Source organism: Aeromonas sp. R2-4 (assembly GCF_040908365.1).
In the GTDB taxonomy this organism is placed as follows: domain Bacteria; phylum Pseudomonadota; class Gammaproteobacteria; order Enterobacterales; family Aeromonadaceae; genus Aeromonas; species Aeromonas veronii.
Genome location: NZ_JBFODO010000045.1, coordinates 76,360 through 93,870, shown reverse-complemented (window position 1 = coordinate 93,870; position 17,511 = coordinate 76,360). Strand labels below are relative to the sequence as shown.

15 protein-coding genes are annotated in these 17,511 nt (G+C 60.2%); 10 read left to right on the top strand and 5 right to left on the bottom strand.

Going from position 1 to position 17,511, the window contains the following annotated elements:
* Nucleotides 1-139 precede the first annotated feature (139 nt).
* Nucleotides 140-1,150 carry a Holliday junction branch migration DNA helicase RuvB gene (ruvB, locus tag AB5Z05_RS17680; RefSeq protein ID WP_005335744.1) on the bottom strand — a complete coding sequence of 337 codons (1,011 nt, stop codon included), beginning with the start codon at nucleotides 1,148-1,150 and terminating at the stop codon, nucleotides 140-142.
* Nucleotides 1,151-1,158: 8 nt separating this feature from the next.
* Nucleotides 1,159-1,773, bottom strand: a complete 615-nt coding sequence (ruvA, locus tag AB5Z05_RS17675; RefSeq protein WP_005335746.1) for a Holliday junction branch migration protein RuvA — start codon at nucleotides 1,771-1,773, stop codon at nucleotides 1,159-1,161.
* A gap of 260 nt (nucleotides 1,774-2,033) precedes the next feature.
* Here ruvA and AB5Z05_RS17670 point away from each other — a divergent pair, with 260 nt between their 5' ends.
* On the top strand, nucleotides 2,034-4,043 hold the full coding sequence (locus AB5Z05_RS17670; protein ID WP_368152453.1) for a methyl-accepting chemotaxis protein: 2,010 nt from the start codon (nucleotides 2,034-2,036) through the stop codon (nucleotides 4,041-4,043).
* A gap of 81 nt (nucleotides 4,044-4,124) precedes the next feature.
* Here the strand turns inward: AB5Z05_RS17670 and lysE are convergent, their stop codons facing one another.
* Both lysE and AB5Z05_RS17660 read right to left on the bottom strand, forming a co-directional pair.
* Nucleotides 4,125-4,733, bottom strand: coding sequence for an L-lysine exporter (lysE, locus tag AB5Z05_RS17665; RefSeq protein WP_159164781.1), 609 nt, complete (start codon nucleotides 4,731-4,733; stop codon nucleotides 4,125-4,127).
* A 206-nt stretch (nucleotides 4,734-4,939) separates the two neighbouring features.
* Entirely contained in the window at nucleotides 4,940-5,722 is a 783-nt protein-coding gene (locus AB5Z05_RS17660; RefSeq protein ID WP_005335753.1) for a LuxR family transcriptional regulator, read from the bottom strand.
* 62 nt (nucleotides 5,723-5,784) lie between these two features.
* Between AB5Z05_RS17660 and AB5Z05_RS17655 the strand changes: the two genes are divergently transcribed.
* The 6 genes from AB5Z05_RS17655 (at nucleotide 5,785) to AB5Z05_RS17630 (ending at nucleotide 13,331) form a co-directional block, all read left to right on the top strand.
* Nucleotides 5,785-6,435: an acyl-homoserine-lactone synthase gene (locus AB5Z05_RS17655; RefSeq protein ID WP_182963238.1), complete on the top strand. Its 651-nt coding sequence runs from the start codon at nucleotides 5,785-5,787 to the stop codon at nucleotides 6,433-6,435.
* 201 nt (nucleotides 6,436-6,636) lie between these two features.
* Nucleotides 6,637-7,536 (top strand): LysR family transcriptional regulator ArgP, encoded by a 900-nt coding sequence (locus tag AB5Z05_RS17650; RefSeq protein ID WP_219264725.1) that lies wholly within the window; start codon nucleotides 6,637-6,639, stop codon nucleotides 7,534-7,536.
* 99 nt (nucleotides 7,537-7,635) lie between these two features.
* The gene (locus AB5Z05_RS17645) at nucleotides 7,636-9,672 is read left to right on the top strand and encodes an exoribonuclease II (protein ID WP_139495069.1); all 2,037 of its coding nucleotides are present in this window, start codon (nucleotides 7,636-7,638) and stop codon (nucleotides 9,670-9,672) included.
* A 254-nt stretch (nucleotides 9,673-9,926) separates the two neighbouring features.
* Nucleotides 9,927-11,567 carry a diguanylate cyclase gene (locus tag AB5Z05_RS17640; RefSeq protein ID WP_368152449.1) on the top strand — a complete coding sequence of 547 codons (1,641 nt, stop codon included), beginning with the start codon at nucleotides 9,927-9,929 and terminating at the stop codon, nucleotides 11,565-11,567.
* 4 nt (nucleotides 11,568-11,571) lie between these two features.
* Nucleotides 11,572-12,675: an EAL and HDOD domain-containing protein gene (locus AB5Z05_RS17635; protein ID WP_107682772.1), complete on the top strand. Its 1,104-nt coding sequence runs from the start codon at nucleotides 11,572-11,574 to the stop codon at nucleotides 12,673-12,675.
* A gap of 65 nt (nucleotides 12,676-12,740) precedes the next feature.
* Nucleotides 12,741-13,331 (top strand): HAD family phosphatase, encoded by a 591-nt coding sequence (locus AB5Z05_RS17630; protein ID WP_162895446.1) that lies wholly within the window; start codon nucleotides 12,741-12,743, stop codon nucleotides 13,329-13,331.
* 131 nt (nucleotides 13,332-13,462) lie between these two features.
* On the opposite strand, the gene hfq is transcribed toward AB5Z05_RS17630, so the two are convergent.
* Nucleotides 13,463-13,822, bottom strand: a complete 360-nt coding sequence (gene hfq, locus AB5Z05_RS17625; RefSeq protein WP_005335772.1) for an RNA chaperone Hfq — start codon at nucleotides 13,820-13,822, stop codon at nucleotides 13,463-13,465.
* 176 nt (nucleotides 13,823-13,998) lie between these two features.
* Between hfq and AB5Z05_RS17620 the strand changes: the two genes are divergently transcribed.
* From AB5Z05_RS17620 to AB5Z05_RS17610, 3 genes are read left to right on the top strand one after another with little or no spacing between them, the layout of a single operon-like run.
* The gene (locus AB5Z05_RS17620) at nucleotides 13,999-15,270 is read left to right on the top strand and encodes a PqiA/YebS family transporter subunit (RefSeq protein WP_368152446.1); all 1,272 of its coding nucleotides are present in this window, start codon (nucleotides 13,999-14,001) and stop codon (nucleotides 15,268-15,270) included.
* On the top strand, nucleotides 15,263-16,912 hold the full coding sequence (gene pqiB / locus AB5Z05_RS17615) for an intermembrane transport protein PqiB (RefSeq protein WP_005335774.1): 1,650 nt from the start codon (nucleotides 15,263-15,265) through the stop codon (nucleotides 16,910-16,912). The genes AB5Z05_RS17620 and pqiB overlap by 8 nt, the downstream gene beginning before the upstream one ends.
* The gene (locus tag AB5Z05_RS17610; protein ID WP_368152443.1) at nucleotides 16,909-17,478 is read left to right on the top strand and encodes a membrane integrity-associated transporter subunit PqiC; all 570 of its coding nucleotides are present in this window, start codon (nucleotides 16,909-16,911) and stop codon (nucleotides 17,476-17,478) included. The genes pqiB and AB5Z05_RS17610 overlap by 4 nt, the downstream gene beginning before the upstream one ends.
* The last annotated feature ends 33 nt before the right edge of the window (nucleotides 17,479-17,511 follow it).

Sequence of the window (17,511 nt, the reverse complement as noted above, 5' to 3'; positions counted from 1 at the left end):
GTCTGTGTCCAGACGCACTCACTGTCTGTGAACATCCATCCTGAATTGTCTTTGCCCACCGCATCCGCCGTGGGCTTTTTTTTTGCCCGGATAACAAAAAACCGCCTTTGACGGCGGTTTCATGTTCAAACGACTGTTTTTACTTCTCATCTGGTCGCTGAAGACCGAAATGAGCGTAGGCTCGTGTGGTCGCAATCCGTCCTCTGGGGGTACGTTGCAGATACCCTTGCTGGATCAGATAAGGCTCCAGCACATCTTCGATAGTATCTTTCTCTTCCCCGATCGCGGCGGCCAGATTATCGAGACCCACCGGGCCCCCCATAAACTTGTCTATGACAGCCAACAATAACTTGCGGTCCATGAAGTCGAAGCCTTCATTATCGACATCCAGCATGTCCATGGCGCGGGCAGCAATGGGGCCGTCGATCCGGCCATCGGATTTCACCTGGGCAAAGTCGCGCACCCGCCTTAACAAACGGTTAGCAATCCGCGGCGTGCCGCGAGAGCGACGGGCGACCTCAATGGCACCATCTTCCGTCATGTCGAGCCCCAGACAACGGGCGCTGCGGGAGACGATATCGGTCAGATCCTTGACGTTGTAGAACTCCAGCCGCTGGACGATACCGAAGCGATCCCGCAGCGGGCTGGTCAGTGAACCTGCCCGAGTGGTGGCGCCAATCAGGGTGAAGGGAGGCAGATCCAGCTTGATGGAGCGAGCTGCGGGTCCCTCCCCGATCATGATGTCGAGCTGGTAATCCTCCATCGCCGGATAGAGCACCTCCTCCACCACAGGGCTGAGGCGATGGATCTCGTCGATGAACAGCACATCGTTCGGTTCGAGGTTGGTGAGCAGCGCCGCCAGATCCCCCGCTTTCTCCAGCACCGGGCCGGAGGTGGTCTTGATATTGACCCCCATCTCGTTGGCGACGATGTTGGCGAGGGTGGTCTTGCCCAGACCCGGCGGACCGAAGATCAGCAGGTGATCGAGCGCTTCTCCCCGCTGACGGGCCGCTTCGATAAAGATCTCCATCTGTTCGCAGACGGTATCCTGACCGGTGTAGTCAGCCAGCTTCTTGGGGCGGATAGCCCGGTCAATAATGTCATCCTCACGGGCGGCACTGGCCGAGATGAGGCGGTCTGCTTCAATCATCAACTACCTCATACCAGGCTACGCAGGGATTCACGGATGATATCTTCCACCGACATCCCCTCTTTGGCGATCTTGCTGACAATCTGACTCGCCTGCTGCGGCTTGTAACCTAGGGCCACCAGCGCACTGGCCGCCTCCTCGGTCACATCCGGTGCCCGCAATTCGGGCTCACTGGCTGGCAGGGTGACCATGGCCGGGGAGAAGAGGTCGTGACTGACCCACCCCTTGAGGCGATCCTTCATCTCCACCACCAGCCGCTCGGCGGTCTTCTTGCCGACTCCCGGCAGTTTGACCAAAGAGCTTATCTCTTCACGTTCGACACTCAGCACAAACTGGGTAGCTGTCATGCCGGAAAGAATCGCCAGCGCCAGCTTGGGGCCGACCCCGTTGGTCTTGATCAGCTCGCGGAACAGTGCCCGCTCCTGTTTGTGGTTGAAACCATAGAGCAGCTGGGCATCTTCCCGCACCACGAAGTGAGTATGGATGGTCGCTTCCTTGCCGATCTCCGGCAAATCATAGAAGCAGCTCATCGGCATCTGCACCTCATAGCCAACCCCGCCCACTTCCAGCAGGACCTCGGGGGGCTGCTTTTCAATGACAATGCCTCTCAAGCGACCAATCACGGCTCTCTCCTCACCAATACAACTATTCGTAAATTGGCTCATAGCATAAAGAATAACTGGATAAGTATCCAGCATAGGGCAGCAACACCCGCGTAGTCAGAGAGGCTTTTTATCCAATTTTCCACCATGCTTGATCGGGTGCAACCAGTGCACGGGATGTTTCAGCGCCGCACCGGTCCCCGAGCGGGGGATAAACCACTACACTAAACCCGTTCGGAACCGAAACTGGTGCCAATGTCGATACCAAGGAAGGCCATCACATGAAAATTGTTACCACCTCCAATCTGGGTCTTGCCATATTGCTCGGCTGTACGCTGGGCATGGGGGTCGTTGGCTGGTATGGCAGCCAGCGGCTAGCCAATCTGCTCTCCTACGTACTGGGCGCCGCCTGGCAGACCGCCGACGGAGCCATGGAGGGCTCCATAGAGCTGGGCAACCAACAGCTACAGATTCAGAAGATGCAAAACGGCACCCCGCTCAATCGCGCCGAACTCGATGCTGCCAAGGCGGCGACCGATGATGCGCTGGCCCGGGTCAGCGAGGGGCAGCTCATTGATGGTGCGGCCCTTGCCACCATGGAACAGCACAAGCAGGCCTATCAACAGCAACAAGAGAAGCTGCTGGCGCTCTATCACGCCTATACCGAGGTGGATCAGGCCCTGCATCACAACGCCGATCTGATGGCCCGCCTCTCGACCCAGCTGGAGGTGATCGGCGACGGCGCGGTCGAGGCGCTGACCCAATCCCCCGACCAGACCATCAGCTGGAACAGCGGCCTCTCCACTCGCTGGGAAGCGGCCGACGGGGGGATGGAGTCAAACATCGGCTTTTTACGCCAACTCTATGCGCTGGAAAAGATGCGCAGACAAGGAGTCACAGAGGCGATCAAGGTCGAGTTAAAAGAGGCGACCGATTTCTACCACGAAGCGATCGACAGCATGCTCGGCACCGGGCTGTTCGATATCGAGGGAACCGGGGAATTTGCCGGCAAGACACTGTCAGCAGAGTATCGAGCCCTGTTAGCCCGACATCAGCAGCTGATGGGACAGTGGGTCAATGCGCTCGGCAGCTATCAGGCCCAGCAGTCCGTCTATGAGATCAGTGCCGATGAGCTGCGACAACAGCTGGTTTCCATCGAGGAGAGCGGCGATGCTACCGTCGAGGATCAGGTGGCCCAGCTCAACGGCATCATCAGCCAGACCCGAACCCTGCTGCTGGGTGGCCTGTTGCTGAGCCTGATCATGGTCACCCTCTGCGGCTTCTGGCTGACCCGCAAGCTGGTGACCCCGCTGCTGCAAGTGGACAAACGAATGCAGGATATCGCCGCCGGCGAGGGAGACCTCAACGCCCGCATCAACCTGCAACGGGATGACGAGATAGGCTCGCTGGCCAACAGCGTGGATCGTTTCATCGAGAAACTGCAGAAGATGATCAGCTCCACCATGGACAACAACCAGCACATCAGCGAACACGTTCACACCTCGGTCAACCGGGTGGAGGCAATCAGCCAAAGCAGCCGCCAGACCGCCGAACATGCGCTGGCCCTGCACCATGACAGTGAACAGATGGTGCAAGTCGCCACCGGTATCTCGGACAACTGCAGCATAGCGGCCCACAATGCCAATGAGGTGCGCCAGCTGACCACCGAGAGCAGCCAGTATGTCGCCTCCGCCAGCGCGGGCATGCAGCGGGTGGTACAGGAGGTGAGCGAGTGTGCCATCGCCATCAACTCCCTCAAGGAGCAGGCGGGTCAGATTGGCCAGATCATCTCCACCATCAGCGGTATCTCGGAACAGACCAACCTGCTGGCCCTCAATGCGGCCATCGAAGCAGCTCGCGCGGGGGAGATGGGACGTGGCTTTGCGGTGGTCGCGGACGAGGTGCGCACCCTGGCCAATCGCACGGCGACATCAAGCGCCGAAATTAGCCAGGTGATCAGCAGCATCCAGCAGCAGACCGAGACCGCCTATCTGATGATGCAACGCAACCTCAAGACGGTGGAGTCTGGCATGCAGGACTCCGAGAACACCAAGCAGATCCTGTTCAAGGTGGAAGGCGCCATCGACCAACTGGCCGACATGGTACAGCAGGTGGCCGTGGCTACCGGGCAACTGTCACACACCCTGAGCCACTCCTCTGACAAGGTCTCCGGTATCAGTCTGCAAGCCAGAACCGGCGAACAGGAGGCGCAGGAGTGCCTGCAGCTCGCCTCCTCGCTCCATCAAGCCAGCCTGCTGCAACAGCGCCTGCTCTCCCAGTTCAGAGTCTGAGCCCCTCCAATAGTAAAGATGCCACTCATATGAGTGGCATCTTTTTGTTACCGGTCGCTCATTCCTGCCGCCTTAACTTCCTCAACGTCCTATGGCCAGTTGCATAGCCAGGCTCAGCATGATGATGCCAACCAGCAGATCGATCCCCTGCTGCACCCGGCTGCGGGCCAGCCAGGGCGCCAGTGCCGCAGCACCCAGCGCCAACGAGTAGAACCACACCAGCGAGGCCAGCATGGCACCCGCAGCAAAGGCCGGACGCAAGGACTCGCTTACCTGACTGCCAAGGGAGCCGAGCAGCATCAGGGTATCGAGATAGACGTGAGGATTGAGCAGCGTAACTCCCAGCGTCATCGCCAGCACGCTTTTGGCCCCCATCAGCTGAGCAGAATCGGCAAGCCCCTCCCCTTTGCCACGCCAGGCACTGAGCAGGGAACGGCCACCAAACCATCCGAGAAACAGCACGCCTCCCCAGGTGAGCAGTGCCATACCGAGGGGGCTGGCGGCCAGCACATTGGCTCCGCCAAATACACCAATGGCAATCAGGGTGAGATCGCAGAAACTGCAGAGCGTGGCCGTCAGCAGATGGTGATTGCGATGGATGCCCCGACTCAGCACAAAGGCATTCTGGGCGCCGATGGGGATGATCATAGCCAGACCGATGGTGAAGCCTTGCAGTGTCGTTGCGAGCATTATGGAGAGTACCGTTCGAAATGATGAATGAGCGGCACTATAGCGATGGCGGTTCCTTCTTAGAAATTCATTGATTTACTGATTGATTCATTTTGCTAATAAAAAACGGCATACCCGCTGCTGTTCCAGCCCTTGTCAATTACCGGATCTGACAATTGTGACCCTCAGAGTGCGGCAGGAGAATCTGTTGCGCCTGTGGGCTCAGCCTACTGCAGCAATCTGGGGAAGTTGGTAACCACAACTTGCTCCAGATTGGGCAGCAATAGCCCCGTACTAACCCCTTTGGCAATGGCCTGATAGCGGTTCATTGAGCCGGTTTTGCGGGTGACCTGATTGAGATGGTAATTGACCGTGCGCTCCGTGATCCCGAGGATGCAGGCGATCTCGCTAGAGGTCTTCCCTTCGCTGGCCCAGAACAGGCACTCGGTCTCGCGCTCGGTCAAGGGGTCTTTACCCGCACTGTCCATCATGCTGAAACGCACCACCCGAATGGCCGCCTCGAAGATGTAATTGGACATCCAAGAGAGGATCGGCGAGGACTCCAGCAGCAGGTCGCTAGAAGCCCGCTCGGACGTGATAAAGGAGAGAATACCGTTCTCCCCGGCAGCACCGTGCAGAGGGAAGGAGATGCCGTTACGCAACCCGAACTCGGCTGCCAACCCCATCACGTCCATGGTTCCCTCCTGCAGAAAACTGGCCCGCTCATCAAGGCGGTTCCAGTAAATGGGCAGCGTCTGCTTGCGTGCCAGCCGGATCACCGGATCGCACGCCAGCATGTTGTTTTCGGTATAGGCCTGCACCCAGGAATCGGGGCACTGGTTGAACAGCACCACCTTGGGCCTTTGCATCGACATCGGCAGGATCAGGGCGAAGCGATAGTAGTCATAGCCCATCCCGAGCGTAAAGCGACCGATCAGTTCGGCCAGACGATTGCCGTCCGTCACCGAAGTGAAATGTTCGAGGTACTCAAGCAGTTGGTCTCTGTTCATATGAAAGCCCCCTTGGCCAGACATGTGATTATAACGGCGAATAGCAAGATAGAGGGTCCATAATGTTGGTTTTTAAAGGAAAATTGAGAGAACATCCACGAAACGAGGTGGAGAATGAACTCTATCGCTTTCGAAATCGCGTCTTTTCCGACCGGCTAGGCTGGGATGTCGAGTCTCATCGGGGCTTGGAGCGTGACAGCTTCGACACGCCAGACACCCATTGGGTGCTGATCGAGGACGAACAAGGGCTGTGTGGCTGCATTCGTCTGCTCAACTGTGCCGATGCCTATATGCTGCCCACCATCTTCCCCACCGCCCTTGCCGGTGAAAGCGCACCACGCACCCCCGATGTCTGGGAACTCACCCGTCTGGCTATCGATGCCCAGCGCGCACCGCGCATGAGCAATGGCGTCAGCGAACTCACTTGCGTCATCTTCCGCGAGGTCTATGCCTTCGCCCATGCCCACGGGATCCGGGAGCTGGTCGCCGTCGTCAGCCTGCCGGTGGAGCGCATCTTCCGCCGACTTGGCCTGCCCATCGAGCGGCTCGGTCATCGGCAGGCAGTCGATCTGGGTGCGGTAAGGGGCGTTGGCATCCGCTTCCATCTAGATGAGCGCTTCGCGCTGGCGGTCTCCCAACCTCTGCTGGGCCATTATCAAACCAGCCATTATCCACTGCAGCAACCGTCACCGGTGCTGGCAGTTCACTCATAAAAAATCCCGGGAAAACAGACCCGGGATAAAGATGTCGCTACGATCTGCGCAGGGCTACCCCATGCGGCACCAGAGAGTATCCTCCCTCAATGGCCTGACCACTACTGTCAAAAATCACAGCGCAACGCCCCTTCCGCCGCCCATTGTTGTCCCCTGCCGAGTGACGTAGAGTCAGCCCTTGGGCAACGGAAGGGAGAGAAGATGAAAGAGCTGGACTACAAACTGCTGCGGGCGCTGGATGCGGTACTGCAGGAGCAGAACTTCGATCGGGCGGCCAAGTCGCTCCATATCACCCAGTCGGCCATCTCCCAGCGGATCAAGCAGCTGGAGCAGCAGTTTGCCGAGCCACTACTCATTCGAAGCCAACCCCTGCAGGCCACGCCACTCGGCCAAAAACTGCTGGCCCACTATCGGCAGGTACACCAGCTCGAGCTCGAACTGGCGGGGGAGCTGGCCCCCGACCAGCCGCAGGGGCCAATCCGGATCAGCATCGCAGTGAACGCCGACAGCCTGGCCACTTGGTTCCTGCCCGCCATTGCCCCCTTGTTGAAACAGCACCCCATCGAACTCAACCTGCTGGTCGATGACGAGAGCCGCACCCTCGACAAGGTCCGCGAGGGTCAAGCCTTTGGTGCGGTCAGCCTGCATCCCCAGCCGCTGGCGGGTTGCTGCGTCGACGAGCTCGGTGAGATGAACTATCTGCTTACCGCCAGCCCCGCCTTCGTAGCCCGCCACTTCCCTCATGGCCTGACCCGTGAGGCGCTGGCCAAGGCACCTGCGGTGGCGTTCGATCAGCGCGATGACATGCATGTGAGTTTTATGAGAGAACACTTCGGGCTGGAACCGGGCGGTTATCCCTGCCATACGGTCCACTCGTCAGAGGCCTTCGTGGCCATGGCAGAGCAGGGGCTGGCCTATTGTCTCATCCCCGAGTTGCAGATAAGAGGCCAGCTGGCTGGCGGGCCACTACTCAACCTCAGTCCCGACCACGTCCTGACGGAACGCCTCTACTGGCACCGCTGGGTACTGGAAAAAGGGGTTCACAAGCAGCTCTCCCAACGGCTTATCGACCATGCCAGATCGCAGTTGAAACCACGCTGAACAGGCCATTCACCTTGGCTTTGCAGGGCTAAAAACGTATAGTGCTGGGCGATCCTTCATCAGGTCTCCACCCAGGTTTTCACTTCAGGTTCCTCACTTATGTTCCAAGACAATCCGCTGCTGGCCCAGCTCAAGCAACAAATCCGCGAAAACATCCCGAAGAAAGAGGGTGTGATCCGCGCCTCGGACCGGGGCTTCGGCTTTCTGGAAGTCGATGAGAAGACCAGCTATTTCGTGCCGCCTCCCTACATGAAGAAGGTGATGCACGGTGACCGGGTGACCGCCCTGATCCGCACCGAAAAAGAGAAGGAAGTGGCCGAGCCGGATACCCTGCTGGAGCAGTCCGTCACCCGCTTCGTGGCCCGGGTCAAGATGTTCCGCGACCGCCTCAACGTGGTGGCCGACCACCCGCTGATCAAGGATGCCATCAAGGCCCGCGTCAAGAAGGGTCTGGATGAGAAAGAGTTCAAGGAAGGTGACTGGGTGGTGGCGACCCTCAAGCGCCATGCGCTGGTCGACGGCAACTTTTCTGCCGAGATCATCCAGAAGATCGCCGCCCAGGAAGATCACAATGTGCCCTGGTGGGTGGTGCTGGCGCGCCACAATCTGGCCCAGGTCGAGCCGGCTGATTTGCCGGAGTGGAAGGTGATCGAAGAGGAAGAGCTGCCCCGTCGCGATCTGACCGCAGTCCCCTTCTTCACCATCGACGGTGCCAAGACCAAGGATATGGACGATGCGCTGGCCATCACCAAGCTGGACAACGGCTGGGAGCTGCTGGTCGCCATCGCTGACCCGACCGCCTATGTGGCCGAAGGGAGCGAGCTGGACAAAGAGGCCGCCCAGCGCGCCTTTACCGTCTACATGCCAGGCCGCAACGTGCCGATGATCCCGCGCACCCTCTCCGACGAGCTTTGCTCCCTGAAAGAGGGCGAGGAGCGCAATACCCTGTGCGCCCGTCTGCTGATCGCCGAAGATGGTCTGCTACTGGAGGAGACCGAGTTCTTCGCCGCCCGCATCTGCTCCCACGCCCGTCTCAACTATGACGACGTCTCCGACTGGGCCGAGCATGGCAAAGAGCTGTCTATCGACGCAGGCGTACTGGCCCAGTTGCCGCTGATGAAGGCGATGACCGAAGCACGCATCGCGTGGCGCACCGAGCATGCGCTGGTATTCCCGGATCGTCCCGACTACGACTTCGAGCTGGGCGAGAATGGCGAAGTGCTGGCTATCCACGTCGAGCCGCGCCGCATCGCCAACCGCATGGTGGAAGAGTCGATGATCGCCGCCAACATCTGCGCCGGTCGCGTGCTGGGCAAGAGCGTCGGTTACGGCATCTTCAACGTTCACACCGGCTTTGACGAAGAGTCCCTCGACGGCGCCATCGACCTGCTGAAAAGTGCCGAAGCCCCGTTCGAGCGCGACGAGATCGCCAGCCTCTCCGGCTTCTGCGCCCTGCGCCGCTGGATCGACAACCTCGACACCCGCTGGCTGGACGGCAAGATCCGCCGCTTCCAGAGCTATGCGCTGATGTCCTCCGAACCGGGCGCCCATTACGGTCTGGGTCTGGATGCCTACGCCACCTGGACCTCCCCGATCCGTAAATACGGCGATATGGTCAACCATCGTCTGCTCAAAGCGGTTATCGCCGGCAAGACCCCGGGTGAGCGCCCGAGCACCGAGCTCACCGAGCATCTGACCGCCTGCCGCCGTCTGCACCGCATGGTGGAGCGTGATATCGGCGACTGGCTCTATGTCCGTTACCTGAAAGCCGCCGCTGGCACCGATCAGGTGTTCAACGCCGAGATCATCGACGTGATGCGTGCCGGTCTCAAGCTGCGTCTGCAGGAGAACGGCGCCGTGGTCTTCCTGCCTGCCCGCCATATTCTCGACAACAAGGATCGGCTGGAGTGCAACTGGGACAACGGCCGCGTCTATCTGGACAAGACCGAGGTGGTTTATGAGCTCGGCCAGATCATCGAGGTCAAACTAACCGAAGCGGTGGAAGAGACCCGTTCCCTTATCGCCAAACCGGCAGTGGATCTGGTGCCGGGTCCGGCACCGGAAGCCCCGGCGGCCGAGAGTGCGCCAGCCGATAGCAGTGAAACACCCGCTGAGGCTGCCCCCAAGGCAGAATAAGCCACGCAGAATCGTCTGATCTATCAGAGAGCCCGCCATCGTGCGGGCTCTTTTTTGCCAAACACCCCGCCCTACAAGCTGCCATATATACCGCTATGGCACACAGTTCTAGCCACGATTGACAGAGAACGCAGTGAATGTCTCCACCGGAATGGCTTAAAGCAACCATTATGTGCGCCATCTCTCCTTTCTGACATATTAATCAAGGAGAAATATGTCTATACTCGCTTGGGTACAATCCAAGGGATATTGGTATGCAGGAATGGGACCCGGAACACTTCACCAACTTCGCTCAGTTATGCGAAGTGAGCCTCGCCACCATCCGTGAAAAGACCGATGCCGAACGCCTCTACCTCTGGCTAAAAGCCCCCGAACCGCAGCTCTACAGCTTTCAGCTCGATCAGGGGCTGACCACGCTTGATCTCGCCCATCTCGGTCAACTGACCCTGCCCCACCACCTGATCGACAAGGCGATGGAGAAGGGACAACTGGTGATCGAACAACTCCAGCCTCCGCCGGATCCCGGCGAAAATGTGGAGCCCGCCCAGCCGCAGTTACGCGCCTGTTTCCCTCTCAAGCGTCACATGAAACTGGAAGGGGTCATCTATCTGGAGACCCGCCGCCGCATCGATCGCCTCTCCTCCCACCAGCGTCAGGGCATCCAGCTCCTTATCCACTATCTGACTGCCGAGCTCAGCAATCACCTGCTCTCCAGCCAGGTCAATCAGGAGCGGGACCAGCGGCTCCATACCCAGACCGATCTGGTACAGAGTCAGGCACTGCAGGGCTCCTTCCTCACCATGTTGCAGGCGCTGCACATGGTCAGCGTCACCCTCTCCCGCAGTCGCAGCGAGAACGATCTGCTGCGGGATGCCGTGCTGCTGGCCCGCAAGGAGCTGCAATTCGATCGGGTCGCCATCTTCCTGATCGAACCCGATGGCAAAACCATGCGCGGCACCTGGGGCACCAGCGAAGAGGGCGAGCTGATGGATGAACATAACTTCATCAGCCCCATTCCGGATCACCCCACGGTGCAAGAGGCGCTCAGGCGCAAGGACTACGTGCTGGTGATGGAAGATACCCCCCTCTACTACGAGAAGCAGCAGGTGGGCCGTGGCTGGAACGCCATGGTATCGCTATGGGATGGCACTACCCCCATCGGCTGGATCGCCGCCGACAACCTGCTCTGGCACCGTCCGCTCAAAGCCTATCAGAGCGAGATCTTCAAACAGTACGCCGCCATCCTGTCACAACTGCTGATCCGCCAGCGTACTCAGGAGCAGCTGGAAACCCTCAACCGCCAGCTGGAGGCCCGGGTCGCCGAACGCACCATGCAGCTGGCCGAGACCAACCGTGCGCTGGAGGAGGCCAATCACCGCCTCTCCCTGCTGTCGCTGGAAGATCCCCTCACCGGCATCGCCAACCGGCGCCAGTGGGACATCACCATGCAGCGGGAGTGGGAGTGGGCACGGCGCACCCAGAACCTGCTGGCGGTATTGATGATCGACGTCGACGAGTTCAAGGCCTACAACGACCACTTCGGCCATGCCAAGGGGGATCTCTGCCTGCAACAGGTGGCCCATGTGCTGCGGGATGCTGAACGGCGCTGCACCAATCTGGTCGCCCGTTACGGCGGCGAGGAGTTCGTCATTCTGCTCTGCGCCCCCCAACCCGGTGAGGCCGAACAGCTGGCCGGGCGGATCCACGATGGTCTTGCCCGCTTGAAAATGCCCCATCCCGCCTCGCGGGTTGCTGATTTCATTACGGTTAGCATAGGCTTTAGCTATCTGGTTCCCTCCCAGGACGGAGCATGGCAGACCCTGACCGAACAGGCTGACCAGGCGCTCTACCACGCCAAGTCACAAGGGAGGGCCCACACTCTGGCCTATCGGTGATCCCATGCTGTTGCGTCGCTACCCTATCTTCAATCGTCGCCTGGCTCTGGTGGCCTACGGCATCGACTATCAGCTCAGCTCACCGGCCGAATGGCCTTCACTGGCGCAACATTGCCGCCTGCTGGCGCAGGGGCGTCAATATCTGGTGCCCTTCACCCACGAACAGCTCGATGAACAGCGTCCCATGCTGCTGGATCAGGACGCGATCCCGCTGGTTGAAGCCTCCAGCGAACGCCAGCCCAACTCGTTCCCGGTGCTGGAGCAGTGGCGCGACAGCCGGCGCCGGCTCGCCGTGCATGGCGCCCATCGCGATGCACGCTGGCTCGGCGCCAGCCGCCTGCTGGTGTACTGGATGGGGGAAGAGGGGATCTGCCAGCCCACCGAACACAAGCGGATGGCGCTGAACATCGAAACCTGGGCGGATTTTCTCCCGCTGCGGGAGGCGGGGGTCGACTTCTTTGCCGGCGGCTTTCTCGCCCGTCCCGAGCTGGTCAATCAGCGGGCTAACCAGCCCGATATGGCGCTGGTACAGCAGATCCTCCAGCTCATCTGCCACGAAGAGTTTTCCTTCGCCCAGGTAGCCCGCCTGCTGGAGCAGGATGCCTGGCTGCCCGGCCTGCTGCTCACCTACGTCAACGCCCCCGGCTTCGACCATGCCGCCCCCATCACCTCGGTACCCCGCGCCCTCTCCTATCTGGGGGAGCAGGAGATCCGTAAGTTCGTGCTGATCAACGGTCTGGCCCGGGTGAGCCAGCACATGCCGGAGGCCTGCACCCGCATGGCCATCGCCCGCGGCCGCTTCTGCGAGTTGATTGCCCTCACCGCCCTCGGTAAAACGGAGGCAAGCTGGGCCTTTCTGGTGGGACTGGTGCTCGATGGTTCCCTGCTGTCGGAGCCGCTGATGGCCCACCTGCCCAAGAGCGTGCAGCGCGCCATCGAACTGCACGAAGGGCCACTCTTTCATCTGTTTCAGCTGGTCAGCACCTATGAACAGGGTAACTGGGCCCTGCTGGAACAGCTTGCCCCCAAATATCAACTCGATCCGGCCCAGCTCACCCCCGTCTATTTTCAGTCACAAATGTGGGGGCAAGCGTTTCTCACCAGCTAGGTGATGGCGAGGCAGAGAACCACTGGCTAGAATGGGCTCCCTTTTTTCAGAGACTGACCCGCACCATGACGCTTTCCGGATTCCAAGGCCTGGTCTTTGACCTTGATGGCACCCTGGTCGACTCCATGCCGCTGCACCTCGCCGCTTGGGAACATACCGCCCGCGAGTTTGGCTTTCACTTCGACGCCGACTGGTTCTACGAGCTTGGTGGCATGCCGAGCCGCAAGATAGCCCTGCAGGTCGCACAGGAGCAGCAGATCCCCCTCGATCCGCTCGAAGTCACCCGCTGCAAGACCGCCCACTATGTGGCCAACCTGCACAAGGCGACCGTCTTTCCGGCCATGCAGGCGCTGGTCGAGCGCTATCATGGCGTCATCCCGATGGGGATCGGCACCGGCTCGCCCCGCGTCAACGCCGAAGCGGTGCTGCGCAACACCGGGCTGGATCGCTACTTCTCCGTGGTGGTCACCGCAGACGATGTGGAGCTGCACAAGCCCAATCCGGACACCTTCCTGCTGGTCGCCAGCAAGCTGGGGGTCGAGCCATCAGGCTGTCTGGTGTTTGAAGATACCGGTATCGGGGTTCAGGCCGGAGAGGCGGCGGGTATGCAGACCTGCATGGTCAAAGAGGGTCAACCAGTCGGCATAACGGCGTAGTGCTGAAAAAATATCGCCCTGCAAGGGGCGATAACCGGAACCGGCTCTCATACGGGACATGAATGAAAATGAGAGCAGGTTCCGTCAGCCGCTGACGCAGGGCGCGTCAACGGGGAGTGTGAGGCAGACGATTACTCGTTGTTGCCGCCGCCCTGATTGTCGTCATAACGACCCGGCGCACCGTGGGGGCGCGGCGCCATGGAGACACGCGGCTTGCGAGCACGCTGGATATTCACCTGCGGACGGCCGGTGTGCATGGCGATGGTGGAGATCTTGGCCTTGTAGACCAGCTGCTGGTTACCATGAGCATCGGTCAGCAGCACGCTGTACTGGTCGAACCCGCTGATGGTGCCTTCCAGCTTGATGCCGCTCACCAGAAAAATAGCGACCTGACTGCGATTCTTGCGCAACCAGTTGAGGGCAGAATCTTGCCCGTTCCCGAGGGAGAAGGCTTGCTCAATCGTGGAGTAGCTGGGGGATTCAGTTGTCATAAATTATTGTCCCGCGGAAAAAAAGTGGCGTTTGATTGTGCTAAATGGGCACTGGCTTGTCAAAGTCATTCTCACTCCCGCCAGCAATAGCGGCCTCCGGGGGCTGGTCGCTGACCAGCACAACTGCGATAATCGCCAGCTCTGGCTCTACCACGGGCCTTATCTGGGGTTTTATCTTGCATCCGGTTTCACACCAACACCACACCACCTATGTCCATGATGCCACTGCCTGCGAAGAGTGTGACCTGCTGATACCGGCCACACCGCTCGAGATGGGACAGGCCAGCTGCTGCCCCCGTTGCGGACACACCTTGAGTCGCCACCTGCCACAGCAGGAGCTGCTGCCGATCTCCTACGGGTTCGCGGCACTCATCATGTTCGTGCTCGCCAATGCCTTTACCTTTATGTCCTTCTCGGCCAAAGGGGTGGGCCAAGAGATGACCTTTTTGCAGAGCATCACCACCCTGGTGGATGAGGGCTATCTGTTTCTCGGCGCGGTACTGAGCCTGACCCTGATCGGCCTGCCGCTGGTTTATATGAGCTCCATCATGCTGGTGCTGTGGCGGATCGATAAAGATCTGCACAGCAATGCCCTGCGCTCCCTCGGCCGTCTGCTCTGCCGGATCAAACCCTGGCTGATGGTGGATGTCTTTCTGGTGGGGGTGCTCATCTCGCTGGTCAAGCTGATGGGAATGGCCGACATCAAGATGGGGCTGTCATTCTGGGCTTTCGTCGGCTACACGGTGCTGCTAATCAAGATGATCTCCTCGCTGGATCAGATGTGGCTGTGGCAGCGGCTGTTCGGCCCTACCGAGGCGCGGGATATCGACCCGGAAGCGGGTGCGCTGGAATCAGGTCTGGTGGGCTGCCATATCTGTGGCGCCCTGAGCGAGGTGGGTAGCCACAGCTGCTCCCGCTGCGGCGGCAAGCTGCATGCGCGCAAGCCGGGCGGCCTGAACCGCACCTGGGCGCTGCTGTTTACCTCCGCCATTCTCTACATTCCGGCCAACGTCTATCCCATCATGGATACGGTGTTTCTCGGTGATGACAGCCCCTCCACCATCCTCGGCGGTGTGGTGCTGCTCTGGGCCATGGGCTCCTACCCCATAGCGGCGGTGATCTTTTTCGCCAGCGTGGTGGTGCCGCTGGTGAAAATACTGGCGCTATTCTGGCTTTGCTATATGGTGCAGCGCGGCAATGTCACCTCCCCCCTCGGCAAGCTAAAACTCTATCGCATGACCGAATTTGTCGGACGCTGGTCGATGATCGACGTCTTCGTGGTGGCCATTCTGGCGGGCCTGATCCGGCTCGACAATCTGATGACCATCTATCCCGGCCCTGCGGCCGTCGCATTTGCAGGTGTAGTGCTGATCACCATGGTCGCCGCCATGAGTTTCGACTCCCGCCTGATCTGGGATTTACAACAAGGAGAACGCGAACGTGAGTGAGCGTAAAAAAAGGTGGAAACCGGGCTCTGACTTTCTGAGCTCTGCCGCCGCAATCTGGATGGTGCCCTTGCTGGCGCTGTTCATCGGTCTCTGGATGCTGTTCCAGCACTGGTACTCCCAGGGCCCCAGCTTCACCCTGACAGTCGCCACTGCCGAGGGCATAGTCGCTGGCAAGACGGTGATCCGTTCCCGCGAAGTGGACGTCGGCCGCATCGAGGCCGTCGAGCTGAGCGATGACTACAGCCATGCGGTGCTGAAAGGACGGCTGACCAATGCCGCCTCCGGCATGCTGCGCGGTGACAGCCAGTTCTGGGTGGTCAAGCCCAGAGTGGGCCGTGAAGGGGTATCGGGTCTGAGCACCCTGCTCTCCGGCGCCTATATCGAGCTCGCCCCCGGCAAGAAAGGTCGGGCGCGGGACGAGTACGCCATGCTGGACAAACCGCCGCTCGCCTCCCTCGATGCCAAGGGGCTGCGTCTCACCCTCAGCAGTCGCGACACCCGCGCGCTCGGGGAAGGCTCCCCCATCAACTATCAGGGCTTCACCATAGGTCAGGTGGAAGAGGCGAAGTTCCTGCCGGAAAAGAGCGAGATGCAGTATCAAATCTTCATCCACGCCCCCTATGACATTCTGGTGAGCAGCAACTCCCGCTTCTGGATGACCCCAGGCTTCGAGGTCTCCATGAGCAGCGAGGGGATGAAGGTGAAGATGGATTCGCTGGAGAGCCTGATCGATGGCGGCATCACCATGGGTCTGCCACCCGGCTGGGCCCCTGGCGAACCGGTCAAACAGATGGAAGGGTTCACCCTGTTCCAGGATGAGGCGAGCGTGCTGGCCGGTAGTCTGGATCAGTTCATCGACTACGTCTTCCTGTTCGATGACAACGTGGGTGGCCTGCACCCGGGCGCGGCGGTGCAGTATCGCGGCATTCGGGTCGGTACCGTCATCTCCGCCCCCTACCTCATTGAGGACAAGGGCGTGCAGATCTTCAAGAGCCGCCAGATACCGGTGCTGGCCCGCATCGAGGTGCAGCGCCTCTCCCACCGCTATGCCAAGGCGGAGAAGGATCAGTGGCGTGCCCTGTTCGGCAAGCAGTTCAAGGAGGGGTTGCGTGCCAGCCTCAAGACCTCGAGCCTGCTGACCGGCGGCAAGATCATCGACCTCAACTTCTATCCGGACGCGCCACGTTTCGAACAGGCCAAGCTGGCCGGTTATCAGGTCTTCCCCACCGTGCAGGGCGGGCTGGATCAGATCGAGCGCAAGGTGAACCTCATCCTCGACAAGTTTGTCGACATGGACATGGCAACCACCCTGACCAAGGTCAACGGGTCACTCACCACCCTGGATGGCACCCTGAAGAACATCAGTGCAGTCAGCGCCAACCTGAACAAGCTCACCGCCAAGGATTCCACCCAGCAGCTGCCCGCCTCGCTCAACGAGAGCCTCAAGCAGTTGCAGGAGACCTTGCAGGCCTATGATGCCCAGTCGCAGACCAATCAGGACCTGCGTCAGTCGGTGCAGACCCTCAATCAGTTGATGCGCGAACTGCAGCCGCTGGTGCACTCCCTCAACGAGCAGCCCAGCTCACTGATCTTCGATCGCGCGCATCCATCGGACCCTGAGCCCAAGCGAGGCAAACAATGAAAAAAGAGATCCTGACGCTGGCCCTGTTGGGCCTGCTGGCGGGTTGCAGCAGCCAGCCAAGCCTGCACTACTACTCGCTCGATGCCGACAGCCAGCAACCCGTGACGGCCCCGGCCCAACCGCAGCACCAGTTGGTGCTGCGCCCGGTGGCGCTGGCCAGCCAGCTCGACCGGATCAGTTTGGTCTATCAGCTGGAAGGGCAAGAGCTGCACTTCACCGAGTACCATCGCTGGGCCGGTGCGCTGGACGATCAGCTCAACCAGCTCACCCTCAATGGCCTCTCCACCCGCCTGCCGGGCTGGGTGGTACGGCAGGATGGCGCCCGCAAGGGGCCGGTGCTGACCATTCTGGTGGAGCGCTTTCAGGGCCGTCATGACGGCAGCGCCGTGCTGAGCGGCCGCTGGCGCCTGCTGGCGGAAGATGGCACCGTGCTGCGCGATGCCCCCTTCCGTCAGGAGCGAGTACTGCCGGCCGATGGCTATAACGCGCTGGTGAACGAACTGGGTCAGGGCTGGCAACAGCTGCTCGACCAGATCGCCGCCAAGGTGCGCCAGAGCGCCAGCTAATCGCCCATCCGCCGATTGCAGAGATAAAAAAAC

Bases quoted from the DNA above. Each gene is read 5' to 3' on its own strand.
- AB5Z05_RS17640 (WP_368152449.1), top strand. From the start codon at position 9,927: ATGCAGGAATGGGACCCGGAACACTTCACCAACTTCGCTCAGTTATGC.
- AB5Z05_RS17630 (WP_162895446.1), top strand. From the start codon at position 12,741: ATGACGCTTTCCGGATTCCAAGGCCTGGTCTTTGACCTTGATGGCACC.
- ruvB (WP_005335744.1), bottom strand. From the start codon at position 1,150: ATGATTGAAGCAGACCGCCTCATCTCGGCCAGTGCCGCCCGTGAGGAT.
- lysE (WP_159164781.1), bottom strand. From the start codon at position 4,733: ATGCTCGCAACGACACTGCAAGGCTTCACCATCGGTCTGGCTATGATC.
- AB5Z05_RS17655 (WP_182963238.1), top strand. From the start codon at position 5,785: ATGTTGGTTTTTAAAGGAAAATTGAGAGAACATCCACGAAACGAGGTG.
- AB5Z05_RS17670 (WP_368152453.1), top strand. From the start codon at position 2,034: ATGAAAATTGTTACCACCTCCAATCTGGGTCTTGCCATATTGCTCGGC.
- AB5Z05_RS17610 (WP_368152443.1), top strand. From the start codon at position 16,909: ATGAAAAAAGAGATCCTGACGCTGGCCCTGTTGGGCCTGCTGGCGGGT.
- AB5Z05_RS17650 (WP_219264725.1), top strand. From the start codon at position 6,637: ATGAAAGAGCTGGACTACAAACTGCTGCGGGCGCTGGATGCGGTACTG.
- AB5Z05_RS17635 (WP_107682772.1), top strand. From the start codon at position 11,572: ATGCTGTTGCGTCGCTACCCTATCTTCAATCGTCGCCTGGCTCTGGTG.
- AB5Z05_RS17645 (WP_139495069.1), top strand. From the start codon at position 7,636: ATGTTCCAAGACAATCCGCTGCTGGCCCAGCTCAAGCAACAAATCCGC.
- hfq (WP_005335772.1), bottom strand. From the start codon at position 13,822: ATGACAACTGAATCCCCCAGCTACTCCACGATTGAGCAAGCCTTCTCC.
- AB5Z05_RS17660 (WP_005335753.1), bottom strand. From the start codon at position 5,722: ATGAACAGAGACCAACTGCTTGAGTACCTCGAACATTTCACTTCGGTG.